The organism is Klebsiella sp. CN_Kp075 (genome assembly GCF_040065055.2).
GTDB classification, from domain to species: domain Bacteria; phylum Pseudomonadota; class Gammaproteobacteria; order Enterobacterales; family Enterobacteriaceae; genus Klebsiella; species Klebsiella aerogenes.
The window spans coordinates 5,291,306-5,310,815 of record NZ_CM198050.1; the positions used below are offsets into that span (position 1 = coordinate 5,291,306).

The 19,510-nt window shown below is 54.1% G+C and carries 17 protein-coding genes; 9 read left to right on the forward strand and 8 right to left on the reverse strand.

All coding sequences use genetic code 11. The features are described 5' to 3' along the window. Positions 1-173 precede the first annotated feature (173 nt). Entirely contained in the window at positions 174-875 is a 702-nt protein-coding gene (locus ABLV78_RS25210) for a FadR/GntR family transcriptional regulator (protein ID WP_045396024.1), read from the forward strand. Between the two features lie 13 nt (positions 876-888). Next, on the forward strand, positions 889-2,286 hold the full coding sequence (mdtD, locus tag ABLV78_RS25215) for a multidrug transporter subunit MdtD (protein WP_045396023.1): 1,398 nt from the start codon (positions 889-891) through the stop codon (positions 2,284-2,286). On the opposite strand, the gene rbsR is transcribed toward mdtD, so the two are convergent. The 7 genes from rbsR to kup form a co-directional block, all read right to left on the reverse strand. Then, positions 2,283-3,275: a ribose operon transcriptional repressor RbsR gene (gene rbsR, locus ABLV78_RS25220; RefSeq protein WP_072251486.1), complete on the reverse strand. Its 993-nt coding sequence runs from the start codon at positions 3,273-3,275 to the stop codon at positions 2,283-2,285. The two genes, mdtD and rbsR, sit on opposite strands and share 4 nt — an antisense overlap. Positions 3,276-3,278: 3 nt before the next feature. Then, positions 3,279-4,211: a ribokinase gene (gene rbsK, locus ABLV78_RS25225; RefSeq protein WP_161801952.1), complete on the reverse strand. Its 933-nt coding sequence runs from the start codon at positions 4,209-4,211 to the stop codon at positions 3,279-3,281. A gap of 99 nt (positions 4,212-4,310) precedes the next feature. Next, complete coding sequence (gene rbsB / locus ABLV78_RS25230; RefSeq protein ID WP_045396020.1) at positions 4,311-5,201, reverse strand: ribose ABC transporter substrate-binding protein RbsB; 891 nt, start codon at positions 5,199-5,201, stop codon at positions 4,311-4,313. 27 nt (positions 5,202-5,228) lie between these two features. Then, positions 5,229-6,194: a ribose ABC transporter permease gene (gene rbsC, locus ABLV78_RS25235; protein WP_015368991.1), complete on the reverse strand. Its 966-nt coding sequence runs from the start codon at positions 6,192-6,194 to the stop codon at positions 5,229-5,231. Positions 6,195-6,199: 5 nt separating this feature from the next. Continuing rightward, positions 6,200-7,705, reverse strand: a complete 1,506-nt coding sequence (gene rbsA / locus ABLV78_RS25240) for a ribose ABC transporter ATP-binding protein RbsA (protein WP_015368992.1) — start codon at positions 7,703-7,705, stop codon at positions 6,200-6,202. A 10-nt stretch (positions 7,706-7,715) separates the two neighbouring features. Next, entirely contained in the window at positions 7,716-8,135 is a 420-nt protein-coding gene (gene rbsD / locus ABLV78_RS25245) for a D-ribose pyranase (RefSeq protein ID WP_045396015.1), read from the reverse strand. 186 nt (positions 8,136-8,321) lie between these two features. Beyond that, positions 8,322-10,190 (reverse strand): low affinity potassium transporter Kup, encoded by a 1,869-nt coding sequence (gene kup / locus ABLV78_RS25250; RefSeq protein WP_045396012.1) that lies wholly within the window; start codon positions 10,188-10,190, stop codon positions 8,322-8,324. A gap of 217 nt (positions 10,191-10,407) precedes the next feature. On the opposite strand from kup, the gene ravA reads away from it, so the two are divergent. Continuing rightward, entirely contained in the window at positions 10,408-11,907 is a 1,500-nt protein-coding gene (gene ravA, locus ABLV78_RS25255) for an ATPase RavA (protein WP_047044564.1), read from the forward strand. Then, positions 11,904-13,352, forward strand: coding sequence for an ATPase RavA stimulator ViaA (gene viaA, locus ABLV78_RS25260; RefSeq protein WP_015368996.1), 1,449 nt, complete (start codon positions 11,904-11,906; stop codon positions 13,350-13,352). The genes ravA and viaA overlap by 4 nt, the downstream gene beginning before the upstream one ends. A gap of 3 nt (positions 13,353-13,355) precedes the next feature. Here the strand turns inward: viaA and asnA are convergent, their stop codons facing one another. Next, positions 13,356-14,348, reverse strand: coding sequence for an aspartate--ammonia ligase (asnA, locus tag ABLV78_RS25265; protein WP_047044566.1), 993 nt, complete (start codon positions 14,346-14,348; stop codon positions 13,356-13,358). A gap of 152 nt (positions 14,349-14,500) precedes the next feature. Between asnA and asnC the strand changes: the two genes are divergently transcribed. The 5 genes from asnC (at position 14,501) to atpI (ending at position 19,505) form a co-directional block, all read left to right on the forward strand. Next, positions 14,501-14,959 (forward strand): transcriptional regulator AsnC, encoded by a 459-nt coding sequence (gene asnC, locus ABLV78_RS25270; RefSeq protein WP_015368998.1) that lies wholly within the window; start codon positions 14,501-14,503, stop codon positions 14,957-14,959. 98 nt (positions 14,960-15,057) lie between these two features. Further along, on the forward strand, positions 15,058-15,498 hold the full coding sequence (gene mioC / locus ABLV78_RS25275) for an FMN-binding protein MioC (RefSeq protein WP_047044568.1): 441 nt from the start codon (positions 15,058-15,060) through the stop codon (positions 15,496-15,498). Positions 15,499-15,881: 383 nt separating this feature from the next. Further along, positions 15,882-17,771 (forward strand): tRNA uridine-5-carboxymethylaminomethyl(34) synthesis enzyme MnmG, encoded by a 1,890-nt coding sequence (gene mnmG / locus ABLV78_RS25280; protein WP_015369000.1) that lies wholly within the window; start codon positions 15,882-15,884, stop codon positions 17,769-17,771. Positions 17,772-17,884: 113 nt separating this feature from the next. Continuing rightward, positions 17,885-18,508: a 16S rRNA (guanine(527)-N(7))-methyltransferase RsmG gene (rsmG, locus tag ABLV78_RS25285; RefSeq protein WP_047044571.1), complete on the forward strand. Its 624-nt coding sequence runs from the start codon at positions 17,885-17,887 to the stop codon at positions 18,506-18,508. 616 nt (positions 18,509-19,124) lie between these two features. Next, positions 19,125-19,505: a F0F1 ATP synthase subunit I gene (gene atpI, locus ABLV78_RS25290; protein ID WP_015703918.1), complete on the forward strand. Its 381-nt coding sequence runs from the start codon at positions 19,125-19,127 to the stop codon at positions 19,503-19,505. The last annotated feature ends 5 nt before the right edge of the window (positions 19,506-19,510 follow it).

Consider the following 19,510-nt stretch of genomic DNA (forward strand, 5'->3'; position numbering starts at 1 on the left):
AGGGAGTTCTGAGACGTTGACAAGCCCTGTTTTCAAAAAACTTTTCAACCGTCTCTTTTTTCGCCAAAGCGGATGTTGAAATCGTAAAAAATGGCCCTTTTGCTGTTTTAACCACCGAAATAAGCCGTCAGGTGGCATACTGATGAAGTAGAAAAGAGAAAGGAACGGCATTCATGTCTATAAGCGCACAGCAGCTGGCGGCACAAAAAAACATCTCCTGGGTCATCGCGGAGAAGATCGCCCAAAAAATCCTCACTGGCGAATATCCGCCAGAGAGCATCCTTCCCGGTGAAATGGAGCTGGGCGAACAGTTTGGCGTCAGCCGGACGGCAGTACGAGAAGCGGTAAAAACGCTGGCGGCTAAAGGCATGCTGCTTCCGCGTCCGCGTATCGGTACTCGCGTTCTGGCGCGCAGCAGCTGGAACTTTCTGGATAAAGAACTACTCGCCTGGTGGCTGACGGAAGATAATTTCGAAGAAGTGGTTAGCCATTTCCTGGTGATGCGTAGCAGCCTGGAGCCTCAGGCCTGTTTTCTGGCGGCGATTGCCGGTACCTCCGAGCAAAAAGCGCAGCTCAATACGTTAATGGAAGAAATGATCGAGCTGAAAAGACATTTTATCCGCGAACGCTGGATTGAAGTCGATATGGCCTGGCATGAACATATTTATGCGATGAGCGGCAACCCGTTTCTCACCTCTTTCGCGTCGTTATTCCATTCGGTCTATCAGACCTATTTCACCTCGATTACGCAAAATGAAGTCGTTAAACTGGATCTGCACCAGGCTATTGTTGACGCCATTCAGGAAAGCGATGGTCCGCGCGCGCAGCTTGCCTGCCAGACATTGTTGAATACCCCAAACCACACAGGTAAATAAAGAAGGAAAAGGCATGACCGGGAAGAAAGGGCGGAGTATGGCCGGACTGCCGTGGATTGCGGCCATGGCTTTCTTTATGCAGGCGCTGGACGCCACTATTCTTAATACCGCGCTTCCCGCTATTGCGCATAGCCTTGGTCACTCCCCGCTGGCGATGCAATCCGCCATTATCAGCTACACCCTGACGGTAGCGATGCTGATACCGGTGAGCGGTTGGTTGGCCGACCGCTTCGGCACCCGCAAAGTCTTTATCATTGCCGTCAGCCTGTTTACCTTAGGTTCCCTTGCCTGCGCGCTTTCCACTTCGCTACCCGAACTGGTTGTCTTCCGCGTCATCCAGGGGATCGGCGGCGCAATGATGATGCCGGTTGCGCGTCTGGCGCTGTTACGCGCCTATCCGCGTAGCGAACTGCTGCCGGTACTCAACTTCGTTACCATGCCTGGCCTGGTCGGCCCCATTCTCGGTCCTGTACTCGGCGGCGTGTTAGTCACCTGGGCCAGCTGGCACTGGATTTTCTTGATTAACATCCCGATTGGTATCATCGGCATTCTCTACGCCCGCAAATATATGCCGGACTTCACCACGCCCCGCCGTCGTTTCGATACCAGCGGCTTTGTTCTTTTTGGGTTAAGTCTGGTGCTGTTCTCCAGCGGTATTGAACTCTTTGGCGAGAAAATCGTTGCCAGCTGGATGGCGCTGTCCGTCATCGCCCTGAGCGTCGTGCTCATGCTGGCCTATATTCGCCATGCTCGTCGCCATCCCACGCCGCTGATTTCACTCTCCTTATTTAAGACCCATACCTTCTCTGTCGGGATCGCCGGCAACCTGGCCACACGGTTAGGAACCGGCTGCGTACCGTTCCTGATGCCTCTGATGCTACAGGTCGGTTTCGGCTACCCGGCCATTATCGCCGGCTGCATGATTGCGCCGACGGCCATTGGCTCGATTATCGCCAAGTCGACCGTCACACAGATACTACGCTGGTTTGGTTATCGCAAAACGTTGGTGGGGGTCACTATCTTTATTGGTTTGATGATCGCGCAGTTTGCGTTGCAGTCGCCAGGAATGCCACTGTGGCTGCTACTACTGCCGCTATTTGTGCTGGGGATGGCGATGTCCACGCAGTTCACCTCGATGAACACCATTACGCTTGCTGATTTAACCGATGACAATGCCAGTAGCGGCAACAGCCTACTCGCGGTAACCCAGCAGCTGTCCATTAGCCTTGGCGTGGCCATCAGCGCGGCAGTCCTGCGTTTTTATGAAGGATTTGATAACGCCAGCACCATCGAACAATTCCACTATACCTTTATCACGATGGGTGCGATCACCGTGGTATCAGCGCTGATGTTTATGCTGCTCAGAGCTAAAGATGGCCGCAACCTGATAACGGAGCGGCACAAGCACTAAGCTGAACCGCGAACCACCAGTTCGGGGGTAAGCTGCACGCGCTGCTGTTTTTGCCCGGGATCCGCCATGCGGTGAATCAGCACATCGATAGCCAGCTCTCCCAGTTCATCTTTGGGTTGATGAATAGTGGTGAGCGGCGGGGTCATATAGCGCGCCAGTTCAATATCGTCATACCCCACCAGCGCCATATCCTGCGGAATACGCAACCCGGCCTGATACAGCGCCTGATACGCGCCGACCGCCATCGCATCATTACCGACAAATACCGCCTGCGGCCGTGGCGTTAACGCCAGCAGTTGCTGCATCGCGGTAAAACCGCCGCCAAATTCAAAATCGCTGGTAATGACATAACCTTCGGCGACATCCAGCCCGGCGCGCGCCATCGCCGCATGGTAGCCTTCCAGGCGCAGTCGCGACGGCGTCTTATCCAGCGGCCCGGCAATGCAGGCAATACGGGTATGACCGCGATCGATCAGATACTGGGTCGCCATATCGCCACCGAGCAACGAATTATCCTGAATGAGATCGCTGTCGCCGTCGAACGGCGCCCAGTCCATCATCACCGTCGGCACCGACGGATAACGCTGCATGATCTCCTGGGAAGGTTGATGCGTTTCGGTGCACAGCAGCAGCAGACCATCGACGCGTTTTTGCATCAGCGTTTCCAGATTGCGATTCATCCGCTGCTCATCGCCTTCGGTATTACATAAAACCAGGCTGTAGCCGCGCTCGAAACAGCTGCGTTCCACGCCGCGCACCAGCTCCGAATAAAACGGGTTAGTACTGGCGGTGATCAACATGCCGATGGTTCGCGTCTGATTTAACTTGAGGCTACGCGCCAGCGCCGAAGGTGCGTAGTTAAGACTTTTGATCGCCGCATCAACTTTGGCGGTAATCGCCTCGCTGACAAAGCGGTCTTTATTAATGACGTGAGAAACGGTCGAGGTGGAAACGCCCGCGACGCGGGCCACATCCTTCATGGTAGCCAAGCATTACCCCTGTTGACGCAAGAATTCGTCGATCTCTTTGCGCCACGGCACAGACGGTTGCGCTCCCTTACGGGTGACAGCAATCGCGGCGGCGGCATGGGCAAAACGGATGGCGTCTGCCACTTCACGGCCTTCCAGCAGCGCGGTGACAAATGCGCCATTAAAAGTGTCGCCAGCGGCGATCGTATCGATGGCCTGAACTTTAAATCCGGGGACCCGGCGGCTTTCGCCCTCGCAGCTTAACCACACGCCGCGGCTGCCGAGAGTAATCATCACCGTACCAATCCCTTTCGCATGAAGCGCACTGGCAGCTTTCGCGGCATCGTCGTCGCTTTCAACGCGAATACCGGTCAGCTTTTCCGCTTCGGTTTCATTCGGCGTAATGACATCCACCAGCGCCAGCAGTTCATCTGAAAGTTCGCGCGCCGGGGCAGGGTTAAGCACCACGGTAGTCTGATGCTGATGAGCGATTTTCGCAGCGGCCATCACGCTCTCCAGCGGCGACTCCAGCTGCATTAACAATGCCTGCGCGCTGGCAATTCGTTCTTTTTCCGCCTCAACCTGAGAAACAGAAAGCGCAGCATTTGCGCCGGCATGAATACCGATGACATTCTCGCCTTCCGCGTTAACGAAAATTAACGCGACGCCGGTTGATTCGCCAGCAACGGCACGCACCGGCGCCACGTCGATGTTATCGCTCGCCAGCTGGCGGCGAACGCGTTCGCCGATATCGTCATCGCCAGTACAAGCAATGAAGGCAATATCCGCGCCGCTACGCCCGGCAGCGACAGCCTGATTGGCGCCTTTACCGCCGAAAGCCACTTGATAGTGGTTTCCGGTAACGGTTTCACCTGGAGTAGGGAAGGATTCAAGGTTAAGAATGTGATCGGCATTGATGCTGCCAAGGACGACAAGTTTGCCTGCGGTTTTCATCATCTTTGTTCCCGGGAAAGCGCGCCACCGGACTCCGGTGGCGCATGCCCTGCTTTTCTTTTTTATGTTGTCCCTCGGACCGTTGCCGGCCCGAATCGCATTTTACTGCTTAATGACCAGTTTCAGCTCAACCGGATAGCTGGCATCCACTTTTTCACCCTTCAGCACTTTATCAGCGGTTTCGACGCCTTTAACGCCGATCTGCTCCGGCAACTGGGCGATGGTCGCTGCCAGTTTGCCACTATTTACTGCTTTTTCGCCATCCGGAGTGCCGTCAAATCCAACCACCATCACATCAGATTTTCCAGCAGTCTGCAGCGCACGCAGCGCGCCCAGCGCCATTTCGTCGTTCTGCGCAAACACCGCCTGCACGTCCGGATGCGCCGTCAGCAGGTTCTGCATCACGTTCAGACCTTTGGTACGGTCGAAGTCAGCGGGTTGGCTGGCCAGTACGTTGAACTTATGCGCCGCCACGGCCTGTTTGAAACCTTCGCCGCGCTCGCGCGCCGCAGAGGTACCGGCAATGCCTTGCAGCTCAATGACTTTCGCATTTTCCCCGACTTTCTTCGCGATATAGTCGCCGGCCATTTTACCGCCCAGCACGTTATCGGAAGCAATATGACTCACCACATCGCCTTTTGAAGCCTGGCGGTCCAGGGTAATAACCGGGATTTTAGCCTGGTTCGCCATCTTCACCGCATTGCCGACAGCATCGGAGTCGGTTGGGTTAATCAGCAGCAGTTTGGCGCCGCGAACCGTTAAGTCCTGTACGTTCGCCAGCTCTTTCGCCGGGTTATTCTGGGAATCCAGCACCACCAGGTTGTAGCCCAGCTTATCGGCTTCTTTCTGCGCGCCGTCTTTCAGAGAAACGAAGAAGGGGTTATTCAGGGTAGAGATAACCAGTGCGATGGTATCTTTCGCCATCGCGTTTGCGCTAACGGTCGCGCTTAGAGCAACAGCAGAGACCAGGGTCGCCAGTTTTTTCATATTCATAGTTAAGATGTCCTGTAGAGTTCTCAGTTACTGCTTTTTGTTATCTACCAGTACCGCCAGCAAAATCACCACCGCTTTGACGATCATCTGGTAATAGGAAGAAACGCCTAAAAGGTTCAGACCATTGTTCAGGAAGCCCAGGATCAACGCGCCAATCAGCGTGCCGACGATACGACCTTTACCACCGGCCAGGCTAGTGCCGCCAAGTACGACCGCAGCAATCGCGTCTAATTCATAGCCCGTCCCCGCCGTCGGCTGCGCAGAGGAAAGACGCGCCACTTCGATGATGCCGGCCAGTGAAGCCAACATCCCGCACAGCGCATAGACGATGATTTTCACTCTATTCACGCTGATGCCGGAAAGCCGCGTCGCCGCTTCGTTACCGCCCAGGGCATAAATATAACGGCCCAGGCGAGTATGGTGCAGCATGTACCAGGCCGCCAGGAAGACAATCGCCATAATCCATACCGGCGTCGGGATCCCAAGCGGGCGTCCGATACCGAACCAGCCAAACAGATCGGCGTTATCGCTAAAGCCGGTGTTGATCGGGCTACCGTTGGTATAAACCATCGTCACGCCGCGCAGCAGCAGCATCATCACCAGGGTGGCGATAAACGCCTGCACGCGACCTTTCGCGACAATTACCCCGGTCACCGCGCCAATAGCCGCACCGAGCGCCAGCGCGGCGGCAACGGCCACCAGCGCATTCACTTCGATACCGACGATAGACGCCGCGACGGCGCCGGTCAATGCCAGCAGAGAACCGACGGACAGGTCGATCCCCGATGTCAGAATGACCAGCGTCATCCCGACCGCCATGATGGCGTTAACGGAAGTCTGCTGCAGAATGTTGAACAGGTTATTAACGGTAAAAAAGTTAGGGCTCATGGTCGAAACGATCGCGATCAGCACCAGCAGGGCGATCAGCGATTTTTGCTCCATCAGCCACGCTTTAGTGAAATAGCGGCGACCAGTAACAGCCTGGGTAGTCATCTTTTTTACTCCTGATTCACACGGTTAAGCTTGCCCACAGCGGCAGCCATCAATACTTCCTGGGTGGCCTGCTCGCGTGTGAATTCACCGCCGAGATGCCCTTCATGCATCACAATGATGCGATCGCTCATGCCCAGCACTTCCGGCATCTCAGAAGAGACAAGGATGATGCTCAGGCCATCGGCTTTAAACTGGTTAATCAGCTGGTAGATCTCTTTCTTCGCCCCGACGTCGACGCCACGGGTTGGTTCGTCGAGGATCAGCACTTTCGGCCGGGTCATCAGCCCGCGAGCGATAGCGACTTTTTGCTGGTTCCCCCCAGAAAGCAGGCCAATTGCCTGCTCCATTGAAGGCGTCTTCACATTAAAAAGCCGAATGAAATCGCTGACCGCCTGCTGTTCATCTTTATGCTTAAGGCTACCGCCCGCCCTGCTGAAGTAGCGCAGCGCGGTTAATGACATGTTTTCTTTGACCGACATCCCGAGCACCAGGCCATCACGCTTACGGTCTTCGGAGATATAAACAATGCCGTTCGCCAGGCCATCCTGCGGCGAACGGGTGACGACTTCATGGCCGTCCAGCGTCACGGAACCGCTGCTGCGCGGCAGCGCGCCGTACAGCACCTTCATCAGTTCAGTGCGCCCGGCGCCCATCAGCCCGGCAACGCCGAGGATTTCGCCCTGACGCAGGGTAAACGTCACGTTTTCCACCCCGGAACCGCAGAGATTATCGACCTTCAGACGTACCGCGCCGGGCGCCTTATCGAGATGCGGATATTGATCTTCCAGCTTACGGCCAACCATCATCTCGATCAGTCGGTCTTCATCCAGCGAAGCCACTTCACGCTCGGCAATAAATTGCCCGTCGCGAAATACGGTGACGTCATCGCAGATTTCGAAGATCTCTTTCATGCGGTGGGAAATATAGACAATGCCGCGCCCCTGCGATTTCAATTCGCGGATGACGCGGAACAGCGATTCGGTCTCGGTATCGGTCAGGGCATCGGTAGGCTCATCCATAATGATGACCTTCGATTCGAAGCTCAGCACTTTGGCGATTTCCACCATTTGCTGATCGCCAATCGACAGATCGCCCACCAGCTTCTGGCTGTTAAAACGTAAATTCAGCTTCGCCAGCAGCTTGTCCGCTTCGGCATACATCTTTTTCCAGTCGATTTTGCCAAAGCGGTTAACGAACTCGCGGCCAAGGAAGATGTTCTCGGCAATCGTTAATTGCGGGATCAGGTTGAGTTCTTGGTGAATGATGCCGATACCGGCTTCCTGTGAGGATTTTGGGCCGTTAAAGGTCGTTTCTTTACCTAACCACAGCAAAGAACCGGCATCACGGGTATAGATACCGGTGAGTACCTTCATCATTGTCGATTTACCGGCGCCATTTTCCCCTACCAGCGCCATTACCCGGCCAGCATAGACATTCAGCGCCGCGCCGGAGAGCGCTTTGACGCCAGGGAACGCTTTATCGATCCCTTTCAGCTGTAATAAAGCTTCCATGGCGGCGACCTCAGAAAGTGACGCCGGCACAGAGAATAATATTCGCATACGGGGAACACTCCCCGCTGCGAATTACCGCCTGACTATCTGCGGTTTGTTTTTTGAACTGCTCATGACTGGTGTAACGAATTTCAATCGTATTTCCCTGGTGCTGCTGCAGCTGCTCAAGATGATTGAGCAACGTCGCGTGGAGTTGCGGATTATGGGTTTTAATCTCTTCCGCGATGACCGCCGCCTCAACCTGCATTTCCGTCGTTACGACCTCCAGAACCTGCATAAATGAAGGTACGCCCTGAGTAAGCGCCATATCGATTCGCGCGCTGCTGCGGGGAACCGGCAATCCGGCGTCGCAAACAACCAGCATATCGGTATGACCGAGGCGGGAGATAACGGAAGAAATATCAGCGTTAAGTACGGTGCCTTTTTTCATTTTTTCTCTTTTGCTCCACTAGCGAAACGTTTCGCTAACATTAGTATTGTAAATGCAGGAGCAAAAAACCATCATCAAAAGAGATAAATGTGATCGCCATCGAAACGTTTCGCAAGGCGTGGGCAGGAAATTGCATCGAGATGTGAGAGACAAAAAAGCCCTTCGTTATTGAAGGGCTTTTTGACATCAGATTTCTACCTGAGTACCGAGTTCGATAACCCGGTTCGGCGGGATTTCAAACTGATCCGGCGCGCGCAGAGCGTTACGCTGCAACAGCAGATATAGTTTGCCGCGCAGGCGCAGATACCATGGCCGTTTGCCGATAATCAGCGACTCGTGGGACATAAAGAACGACGTTTCCATCATTCGGCAGCTCAGCCCTTCCAGGCCGCAGCGATGGAACACCTCTTCGACGTTCGGCGTTTCACGCCAGCCATAGCTTGCTACAACGCGCCAGAACGACGGCGACAGTTGCTCAATCTGCACGCGGCGCACGTTATGCACATACGGGGCATCTTCGGTGCGCAGGGTCAGCAGGATCACGCGTTCATGCAGCACCTTGTTGTGTTTCAGGTTATGCAGCAGCGCAAAAGGGATCACGTTCAGGGCGCGAGACATATAGACCGCGGTACCCGGCACGCGCACCGGCGGTGATTTCTCCAGCGAGGAGATCATCGCTTCCAGCGAGTTGCCATGTTCATGCATCCGGCGCAGCAGGCGGAAACGCTCGCTCTTCCAGGTGGTCATCACCGTAAACATCACCAGGCCCAGTGATAACGGCAACCAACCGCCGGAGACGATTTTATCGAGGTTCGCCGAGAACAGCGGAATATCGATACACAGGAAGGCCACCAGCATCAGGCCGACAAACAGCTTATTCCAGTGCCAGTTTTTGCGCGCCACGGTCGCCGACAGAATGGAGGTCAACACCATGGTGCCCGTTACCGCAATACCGTACGCCGCCGCCAGATTAGAAGAGTGCTCGAAGCTGACAATGACGATGACCACAGAAACGTACAGCAGCCAGTTAATGAACGGGATGTAAATCTGCCCGGACTCCATTTCCGAAGTATGGATAATGCGCATTGGCGACAGATAGCCCAGACGCACGGCCTGACGAGTCAGCGAGAAGACCCCGGAAATCACCGCCTGCGAGGCGATAACCGTCGCCAGGGTCGCGATAATCAGCATCGGGATCAGCGCCCATTCCGGCGCCAACAGGAAGAACGGGTTTTTAATGGCTTCCGGGTGCTTCAACAGCAGCGCGCCCTGGCCAAAATAGTTAAGCACCAGTGATGGCAGTACTACCGAGAACCACGCTACGCGAATCGGTAGTTTGCCGAAGTGACCCATATCGGCATACAGCGCTTCCACACCGGTAATCGACAGCACCACCGCGCCGAGCGCAATAAAGGATACCGTTTTGTACTGCAGGAAGAAGTTCACTGCCCAGTAAGGGTTCAGCGCCTGCAGAACTTCCGGGTTATCGAGGATACTGCGCGCGCCAAGCACCGCCAGCAACAGGAACCAGATCAGCATAATTGGCGCGAACAGCTTGCCGACCATCCCGGTTCCGTGTTTTTGAATAGCAAAAAGCAGGGTCAGCACAATAATGGAGATGGGGACAATCCAGGTATCCAGCTGTGGGGCGATAATTTCCAACCCCTCTATCGCCGACATCACCGATATTGCCGGGGTTATCACCACTTCACCATAGAAGAAGCTACCGCCAATCAGGCCGAGGATCACCAATACGGAGGTCATCTTTGCCGAGGTGTTGCGCCCCGCCAGCGACATCAGCGTCAAGATCCCGCCCTCGCCGGCGTTATCCGCCCGCATCACGAAGGTGATGTATTTTATTGATACGGTAAAGATCAACAGCCAGAAAATCAGCGACAGAAAGCCAAAAACCGCATCGCGTTCAACGCCAAAGCCAAACTGGCCTGACAGACATTCGCGAAGGGTATACAGTGGACTGGTACCGATATCGCCGTAAACCACGCCGATTGCCGCCAGCGTTATTGCCGGCAGCGATTGTTTATTATCAGTGCTCATAGACTAGTCTTTTCGTTTATAAAACAAATGTGTGCCTAGTCCCTTGGCCCACAAAAAGCGCACAGTATGCACGATTATTTGCTGAATCGTACCCCTAACTGACACCATATTAACTTAGCTCAAAGAAAATAAATCGATTCTTCAGGCTATTACCACCCCTAATCAAACATCTATACTCGACGCAATAACGACACACGACAAAGCACGCAACTCTATTATGGCTCAATCACATTTACTGGCAGAAAGAATTTCCCGACTTAGCGCCGCCCTGGAAAAAGGGCTCTTTGAACGCAGCCACGCAATACGCCTGTGCCTGTTGGCCGCGCTTAGCGGCGAGAGCGTGTTCCTGCTGGGGCCGCCCGGCATCGCGAAAAGCCTGATCGCCCGCCGCCTTAAGTTCGCTTTCAGGCAGGCGCGCGCTTTTGAATATCTGATGACCCGCTTCTCCACGCCGGAAGAAGTTTTCGGCCCGCTGTCGATTCAGGCGCTCAAAGATGAAGGGCGCTATGAGCGTTTAACGGCAGGCTATCTGCCAGAGGCGGAAATCGTCTTCCTGGATGAAATCTGGAAAGCCGGCCCAGCTATCCTAAATACCCTGCTGACGGCCATCAACGAACGCCACTTCCGCAACGGCGCCCATGAAGAGAAAATCCCAATGCGCCTGCTGGTCGCGGCGTCGAACGAACTGCCCGAAGCGGACAACAGCCTCGAAGCCTTATATGACCGCATGCTGATCCGCCTGTGGCTGGATAAAGTACAGGATAAAACTAACTTCCGCTCGATGCTGGTCAGCCAGCAGGATGAAAACAGCAATCCGGTTCCTGAAAACCTGCAAATCAGCAACGATGAATTTACCCAGTGGCAGCATGACATTGGTACCGTGAAGTTGCCGGACAACGTCTTCGAGCTGGTTTTCCAACTGCGCCAACAATTAGATGCCTTGCCTAATGCGCCTTACGTTTCCGATCGCCGCTGGAAAAAAGCCATCCGTCTGCTGCAGGCCAGCGCCTTCTTTAGCGGCCGCGACGCCATCGCGCCTATCGACCTGATCCTGCTGAAAGATTGCCTGTGGCATAACATCGAAAGCATGAATCTGATGTCGCAGCAGTTGGAGTCACTGATGACCAGCCATGCCTGGGGTCAGCAGGCGATGCTGACTAAACTAGGCGCCATCATCCAACGCCGTATTCAAATCCAGCAGCAGCACAGCGATAAAACCGCGCTTAAAGTCACGCGCGTTGGCGGCATGTTCAGCCGTAAGCCGCATTACGAACTGCCAGACGGTGTTGAGGGCGAGACGTTGACGCTGCTTCTCCAGCAACCGCTGAAACTGCACGATCTCGAAGTTATCCATATCGCCTTTGAACGCCAGGCGCTGATCAACTGGCTGGAGAAAGGCGGCGAGATCCGCGGCAAGCTCAACGGTATCGGTTTTGCCCAGCCATTAACGATGGATGTCGATGCCAGCCAACACCTGGTGGTGCGCGACGTCAGCCTGCAAGGCTCGCGCCTGTCGCTGCCCGGCAGCGAATCTCAGGAAAATATGCCTGCCGAGATCCGCCAGCAGCTGGAAGCGCTGGATGACGAGTGGCACCAGCAACATAACCGCTTTAGCGAACAGCAAAAATGCCTGTTTATTCCCGGCGACTGGCTGGGGCGTATCGAAGCCAGCCTGCAGGACGTCGGCGCGCAAATTAAACAGGCGCGCCAGCCATGACGCTCGACATGCTGAATGTCATGCTGGCGGTCAGCGAAGAAGGGATGATCGAGGAGATGCTGCTGGCGCTGCTGGCCTCGCCTCAACTGGCGGTGTTCTTTGAAAAATTTCCGCGGCTGAAAAATATCATCGCCGCCGATATTCCGCGCTGGCGAGAAGCGGTTCGCGCCCGGCTCAAAGAGACGCAGATCCCTCCCGAGCTGGACGCCGAAGTGCAGATCTATCAGCAGGCCCAGCTGCTTTCAACATCGCAATTTATCGTGCAGCTGCCGCAGATCCTCGGCAAGCTGCATAAGCTCCAGTCGCCCTTTGCCGCCCAGGCGCAGCAGCTGGTGGACGATAACGCAACCTTCACCCCAGCGCTACATACTCTGTTCTTACAACGCTGGCGCTTAAGTCTGGTGGTACAGACCACCACCCTCAACCAGCACTTATTAGACGATGAGCGCGATCAGCTGCTCAGCGAGGTGCAGGAACGAATGACGCTGAGCGGGCAGCTAGAGCCGGTGCTGGTGGAAAACGACAACGCCGCCGGCCGCCTGTGGGATATGAGCGCCGGCGAGCTTAAACGCGGCGATTACCAGCTGATCGTGCGCTATGGCGATTTTCTCAGCCAACAGCCGGAACTGATGCAGCTGGCTGAGCAGTTGGGCAGATCGCGGGAAGCCAAACTGGTGCCGAAGAAGGATGCGCCGATGGAGGCCTTCCGCGCGATGGTTCGTGAACCGGCAACGGTACCAGAGCAGGTCGATGGCCTGCAGCAAAGCGACGATATTCTACGTCTGTTGCCGCCAGAGCTGGCAACGCTCGGCATCACCGAACTGGAGTTCGAGTTCTACCGTAAGCTGGTGGAAAAACAGCTATTAACTTATCGCCTGCACGGCGACGCCTGGCGGGAGAAAATCACCGAACGCCCGGTAACCCGGCAGGATTTTGATGAGCAGCCGCGCGGGCCATTTATTGTCTGCGTAGATACCTCAGGTTCGATGGGCGGTTTTAACGAACAATGCGCCAAAGCCTTTTGTCTGGCGCTGATGCGCGTCGCGCTGGCGGATAACCGCCGCTGCTACATCATGCTGTTCTCCAGCGAAGTGGTGCACTACGAGCTAACCGGCCCGCAGGGGCTGGAGCAGGCGATCCGTTTTTTAAGCCAGCGCTTTCGCGGCGGCACCGATCTGGCCAGCTGTTTTCGCGCGATCGTTGAACGTTTGCAAAGCCCTCAGTGGGTCGATGCCGATGCGGTGGTGATTTCCGATTTTATCGCCCAGCGGTTGCCGGATGAGGTGGTCAACAAGGTGGGGGAGCTGCAGCATAAACATCAGCATCGTTTTCACGCGGTGGCGATGTCGGTACACGGCAAACCCGGCATCATGCGCATCTTCGATCATATCTGGCGCTTTGATACCGGATTGCGTAGCCGCCTGCTGCGTCGCTGGCGGCGTTAATCTTTACAGCAGAGCGGCGACGCTTTCCCGCACCTGCGCGGGCCATACGCCGCACTGTACCTGGCCGATATGGTCAAGCTGCAGCAACAGCATGGTTAAACGCGACTGGCCAATACCGCCGCCAATGGTCTGCGGCATCTCGCCGCGCAGCAGTGCCTGGTGCCATTCAAGCTGCAGACGGTCTTCATCGCCGGTCACCGCCAACTGGCGCTTCAGCGCCTCGGCGTCAACGCGGATCCCCATAGAGGAAAGCTCAAAAGCGTCTTCCAGCACCGGGTTCCACACCAGGATATCGCCGTTCAGGCCGGCAAAACCTTCCGCCGATGGCGAGCTCCAGTCATCATAATCCGGCGCGCGAACATCGTGGCGCTTACCGTCAGACAGTTTACCGCCGATACCGATTAAGAAGACGGCGCCAAGCTCTTTAGCGATCGCCCTCTCGCGGCCTTTAGCATCCAGATCCGGATAACGGCTCAACAGTTCCTGACTGTGAATAAAGTGGATCTGTTCCGGCAGGAACGGCGTCAGACCAAATTCCTGACTTACCGCCAGCTCGGTGGCTTTGATCCCAGCGTAAATCGCCTCAACCGTCGCTTTCAGCGTGCCGGTATGGCGTTCGCCGTCGCCCATGACGCGTTCCCAGTCCCACTGGTCAACATAAACGGAATGAATTGGGGTGAGGCGGTCTTCATCGGGGCGAAGGGCCTTCATGTGCGTGTATAGCCCTTCGCCCGCGCTGAAGTCGTGTTGTCCCAGGGTTTGACGCTTCCACTTCGCCAGTGAATGAACCACTTCGAATTGGGCGTCTGGCAGTGTTTTCACTTTTACCTGAACCGCTTTCTCGCAGCCGGACAAGTTGTCCTGCGTCCCATCTCCTACGCGGCTTAAGATCGGCGCCTGCACTTCAATCAGGCCAAGCTTCTCTTCCAGCTGACGGGAAAAATGGGATTTAACGAAACTAATCTGGCGTTGTTTTGCGATGTATGCGGTTTTCATTTTTTATCACTCCTGCGTCCTGTTGATATTGATTAAGCAACAGAAATGGCACTGAATTCAATAATCAATCAATAAAAAGACGTCCTGAGTTTTGATTCATTAAATTAACAAGCTAAAATAGTAAGAATCATCAAACATCATAAGAAAAAACAATGGAAAATTATCAGATCGACAATCTGGACCGCGGCATTCTTGATGCCTTAATGGCGAATGCGCGCACCGCCTACGCCGAACTGGCCAAACAGTTCGGCGTTAGCCCAGGTACGATTCACGTACGTGTAGAGAAAATGAAACAGGCGGGCATTATTACGGGGGCAAGAATCGACGTCAGCCCGAAACAGCTCGGTTATGACGTCGGCTGTTTCATCGGCATTATTCTTAAGAGCGCCAAAGACTATCCTTCCGCTCTCGCCCGGCTGGAGAGCCTGGAAGAGGTGACCGAGGCTTACTACACCACCGGCCACTACAGCATCTTTATTAAGGTAATGTGTAAATCTATCGATGCCCTGCAGCAGGTACTTATCAACAAGATCCAAACAATCGATGAAATTCAGTCCACTGAAACCCTGATCGTGCTGCAGAACCCGATCATGCGCACCATCAAGCCCTGATCGTTTTTTTTAATCCCACATTTTTCCACAGGTAGATCCCAGCTCGCTCACAGCGTACAATACGCCACTCAGAATAGTTGAGCGGGCGATCGGCGATCATGGCAGACATTACACTTATCAGCGGCAGCACCCTGGGCAGTGCGGAATATGTAGCAGAACATCTGGCGGAAAAGCTGGAAGAAGCGGGCTACAGCACTGATATCCAGCACGGTCCGCTGGTTGACGATCTGCAGGCTGAAGGGATCTGGTTAGTTATCTCTTCTACCCATGGCGCCGGCGATATTCCGGACAACCTGGTCCCTTTCTATGAAGCGTTGCTGGAGAAGCAGGCCGATCTTTCTGCCGTTCGCTTTGGCGCGGTGGGTATCGGTAGCCGCGAATATGACACTTTTTGCGGCGCAATCGACAAACTGGAAGCGGCATTAAAGGCCAACGGGGCAAAACAGATCGGCGAAACGCTGAAAATTAATGTCCTCGAACACGAGATTCCTGAAGATCCAGCCGAGGTTTGGGTGGGATCCTGGAAAAATTTACTCTGAGTTTTGTAAAGATCCGCAGCTTCTTCTGTGGATAACCCTGCTCAAAAGCTTGGATCAACCGGTAGTTATCCAAAGAATAACCGGAGTATGCTTTTTGAGCTGTGCATAACCCTTCATTCTGATCCCAGCTTATACGGAACAGGATCACCGATCATTCACAGATTGTGATCCTTCTTAAGCGTTTGATCTTAAATAGTGGATCCGACTTATCCACAAAGAGAGTCGATCCTAATAAGAGATCACAATAGAACAGATCTCTAAATAAAAGATCTTCTTTTTAATACTCAGGATCCCGGCCCCTTTCTCGAAAGAGCAAAGTTGAGTAGAATCCACGGCCCGGGCTTCAATCCATTTTCAAACCGCGTTATGCGAGGCAGATCACCATGTTTTATCAGGATCCTTTTGACGTCATCATCATTGGCGGGGGTCATGCAGGCACTGAGGCCGCGATGGCAGCAGCGCGAATGGGCCAACAAACCCTGCTTTTGACACACAATATCGATACGCTGGGGCAGATGAGTTGCAACCCGGCGATTGGCGGTATTGGGAAGGGACACCTGGTAAAAGAAGTGGATGCGCTCGGTGGTCTGATGGCGAAGGCGATCGATCAGGCAGGTATTCAGTTTAGGATACTAAACGGTAGCAAAGGCCCGGCTGTCCGTGCGACTCGCGCCCAGGCCGACCGGGTGTTGTATCGTCAGGCGGTACGCACCGCGCTGGAGAACCAGCCAAACCTGATGATCTTCCAGCAGGCAGTAGAAGATCTGATTGTCGAAAACGATCGCGTCGTCGGCGCCGTGACCCAAATGGGCCTCAAGTTCCGGGCTAAGTCGGTGGTGCTGACCGTCGGCACCTTCCTGGATGGCAAAATCCACATCGGTCTGGACAACTACAGCGGCGGCCGTGCCGGCGATCCGCCGTCAATCCCGCTGTCTCGCCGTCTGCGTGAACTGCCGCTTCGCGTAAGCCGCCTGAAAACCGGTACTCCGCCGCGAATTGACGCGCGCACCATCGATTTTAGCGTGCTGGCGCAACAGCACGGCGATAACCCGATGCCGGTCTTCTCGTTTATGGGATCCGCGGATCAACATCCGCGCCAGGTACCGTGCTATATCACTCACACCAACGAGAAAACCCATGATGTGATCCGCAGCAACCTCGATCGCAGCCCAATGTACGCCGGGGTGATTGAAGGTATCGGCCCACGTTACTGCCCGTCGATCGAAGACAAGGTCATGCGCTTTGCCGATCGCAACCAGCATCAGATCTTCCTTGAACCGGAAGGGCTGACTTCAAACGAAATTTATCCAAACGGTATCTCCACCAGCCTGCCGTTTGATGTGCAAATGCAAATCGTCCGCTCAATGCAGGGGATGGAAAACGCGAAGATCGTTCGCCCTGGCTACGCCATTGAGTACGATTTCTTTGACCCGCGTGACCTGAAGCCGACGCTGGAAAGCAAATACATTCAGGGTCTGTTCTTCGCCGGTCAGATCAACGGCACTACCGGCTATGAAGAAGCCGCCGCGCAGGGTCTGCTTGCCGGTCTTAATGCCGCCCGCTTCTCAGCGGAAAAAGAAGGTTGGGCGCCGCGTCGCGATCAGGCCTATCTTGGCGTTCTGGTGGACGATCTGTGCACCCTCGGCACCAAAGAACCGTACCGTATGTTTACCTCCCGTGCTGAATATCGCCTGATGCTGCGTGAAGACAACGCCGATCTGCGCCTGACCGAACAGGGACGAGAGCTGGGGCTGGTGGACGATGAGCGCTGGGCGCGTTTCAACGAGAAACTGGAAAGCATTGAGCGTGAACGCCAACGCCTGAAAACCAGCTGGGTTAACCCGCTGGCGGAAAGCGCAGCCGAAGTGAACGCTCATCTGACCGCGCCGTTATCGCGTGAAGCCAGCGGCGAAGATCTGCTGCGTCGCCCGGAAATGACCTACGAACAGCTGGTTCAGCTTTCTCCGTTCGCGCCGGGCCTGCAGGATCAACAGGCGGCCGAGCAGGTTGAGATTCAGGTTAAGTACGAAGGCTATATCGCTCGTCAGCAGGACGAGATCGAAAAACAGCAACGCAACGAGAATACTTTGCTGCCGGCAACGCTCGATTACCGTCAGGTATCCGGCTTGTCCAACGAGGTTATTGCCAAGCTAAACGACCATAAACCATCATCTATCGGTCAGGCATCGCGTATTTCCGGGATTACTCCGGCGGCAATTTCTATTTTGCTGGTGTGGCTGAAAAAGCAGGGGATGCTGCGCCGCAGCGCCTGATAGCCGTCAGAGCGCGTTAATTTGGCGGATGCAAAATCAGCGATCGCCTTTATAATTCACAGCCCGGTAAGCGTTAGCGCCTCCGGGCTCATTATTTTTAGAAGGTACTCACCGTGCTCAACAAACTTTCTCGTCTGCTGGACGAAGCGGGTATTTCGCTCACCGATCACCAGAAAAATCAGCTGGTGGCGTATGTCGGGATGCTGGATAAGTGGAACAAAGCCTATAACCTGACCTCTGTTCGCGATCCTAACGAGATGCTGGTTCGCCATATCCTCGATAGCATTATCGTTGCGCCGTATCTACAGGGCTCCCGCTTTATCGATGTGGGAACCGGCCCTGGCCTGCCGGGGATTCCGCTGGCTATCGTGCGCCCGGAATCTCATTTCACATTACTGGATAGCCTTGGCAAGCGTGTACGCTTCCTGCGCCAGGTCCAGCATGAGCTAAAACTGGATAACATCACCCCTGTGCAGAGCCGTGTGGAAGAATTTCCCGCAGAGCCGCCGTTTGATGGCGTCATTAGCCGTGCTTTTGCCTCGCTGAACGATATGGTGAGCTGGTGCCACCACCTGCCGGCGCCACACGGACATTTCTACGCGTTGAAAGGACAGGCGCAGGAAAGTGAAATGGCAAACCTGCCAGAAGGTTACCAGGTTTGTGACGTGATTGAACTGCATGTCCCCCAGCTGGAAGGGGAGAGACATTTGGTGGTCATTAAGCCAAACACCTTATAATTTTTATCAAAAAATGTGGAAAAAATGTGGCCTGCGCATGTTACAAAAATCAAAGTTACCTGCGGGTATTATCTGGCCACTTTTAACCTTGTTTTTACTATGGCTTTTCTAGCGTTTAACTTTAGCGTGGTGGTTTACTGGCAGAATAGTCAACTTTGAAAATATCAGGGTGCTAAAAATCGATGAACTGTCAGTTCATATTGATGTTAAATTTTTATTATAAATGTCAATAAAAGGTTTTTATTGTATGTGGGGTTGTTTTGCAAAAAGACCTCACTTTTTATCTTGAATATCAAAAAGATGAAAACTTACTGATTCTGTACAGATTTAATTCGATTGCACCGAAAATGTTTATTATGTGATCTAATGCACGCTTTAATGGCCGCGTTTTCTCATTATTTGCACTTCTGGTTGATCCCTCACTGATTGACGAAATGCATGAAAAATTGCCGCTCAGAAAATAATTAAACATTTATTCACTATTTTGCTACTTAATGTTTGAAATCACGTGTTGTCACCGTATAATTTGTCCGCTTTTTGACGCTTGACTCTTGGTCTTAAAGAACGTTTTATACGACACGCGGCATACCTCGAAGGGAGCAGGAGTAAAAACGTGATGTCTATGTCGCTCGTGAGTCGAAACGTTGCTCGAAAGCTTCTGTTTATTCAGTTACTGGCAGTAATAGCAAGCGGACTGCTGTTCAGCCTCAAAGACCCCTTCTGGGGCATCTCCGCCATATGCGGAGGTTTGGCGGTCGTTTTGCCAAACGCGTTGTTTATGATTTTTGCCTGGCGCCATCAGGCGCATACACCAGCACAAGGCCGAGTGGCCTGGACCTTCGCTTTCGGTGAAGCATTCAAGGTGTTGCTGACCTTCGCCCTACTGGCGATGGCGCTGGCGGTTTTTGAAGTGGTATTTTTGCCGCTGATAGTGACGTGGGTTTTGGTGCTGGTGGTACAAATTCTGGCTCCAGCTGTAATTAACAACAAAGGGTAAAAGGC